1 protein-coding gene is annotated in these 1,039 nt (G+C 70.0%); it reads right to left on the bottom strand.

Features of this window, described 5'->3' with window-relative positions:
• A partial coding sequence (locus EET13_RS20805; RefSeq protein WP_122444053.1) for a lytic transglycosylase domain-containing protein occupies positions 1-1,039 on the bottom strand: 1,039 nt, incomplete at both ends.

The raw sequence follows: 1,039 nt of genomic DNA, 5'->3' as shown, positions 1-1,039 counted from the left end.
TGATTGCACCGCCGGCTGGCCGGGATCCCCGGGGGGCGGCAGGTTGGGTAACGGGGGAGCAGCTGGCGCAGCCGGCGGTGCAATCACGATGCCCCCGAACGGCACCGGTGGACCGCCGGGCGCAACTGCCTCAGCCGGGTTCTGGGAGGTGATGCAGATCAGCGTGCACCCGGGCTGCGGCGCCTGGGGCTGGGGGGTGGGTTGCTGCAGCCACGGCCACAACGGCGGCGGCGTATTGGCCAGCTGCGGCGGGCCGAAGTCAATCAGCGGAAGGTGGCCCATCGGGTCGTAGGCGCCCAGCCCGTTGATGTTCATCGGCAGGTTGGGCCCAAGCCCCTCGGGGTGCTCCAGGTGCGCATCGCCGATCGGCGGTGGCGGTCCGGTGATCGGCGGCAGGTCGACCGGGACCACGCCGGTGGCGTACGCCGCCGCCCAGCCCAGCACGTTCTGGGCATAGGGCATCGAGTTGTTGTAGCGCAGGATGGCGGCCATGACCTGCGCCGGGTCCCGCAGGTTCAGCCCGCCGCTGCACAGGTAGCGCGCGGCGGCCAAGGTGGAGTCGAAGAGGTTCTGCGGATCGGGTATGCCGTCGTTGTCACCGTCGACGGCATAGCGCGCCCAGGTGCCGGGCAGAAACTGCATTGGACCCATCGCGCGGGCATAGGTGACGCGGTTGCCGACCATGCTTTGGATGATGACCTCGTTGCCGGGCAGCGTTCCGTCCAGAGCGGGGCCGTAGATGGGGCTGACCGCGGTACCGCGCGCATCGACGGCACCGCCGTTGGCGTGCATCGACTCGATCCGTCCGATCCCGGCTAGCAGGTTCCAGCTGATGCCGCACGCCGGGGCGGCAACGGCCATCTTCTGTTCGGCGTTGCGATAGGCCGTTAGCGCCATGATTGGAATGCCAAGAGCACCAGGAGAATTCACGATCATAGGCGGCGGCGGGGCGGAGGCGGTGGCCGCGGCGACGTGGAAGCCGGTCGGTGGCCGCGGCACGGCGATCACGGTGGGGCCGGACAGGTCGACGAGGGGGGAC

The sequence above is a fragment of the Mycobacterium attenuatum genome (genome assembly GCF_900566085.1).
Classification (GTDB): Bacteria; Actinomycetota; Actinomycetes; order Mycobacteriales; family Mycobacteriaceae; genus Mycobacterium; species Mycobacterium attenuatum.
The sequence above is the reverse complement of the archived record's forward strand: the minus strand, read 5'-3'. Positions and strand labels throughout refer to the sequence as shown.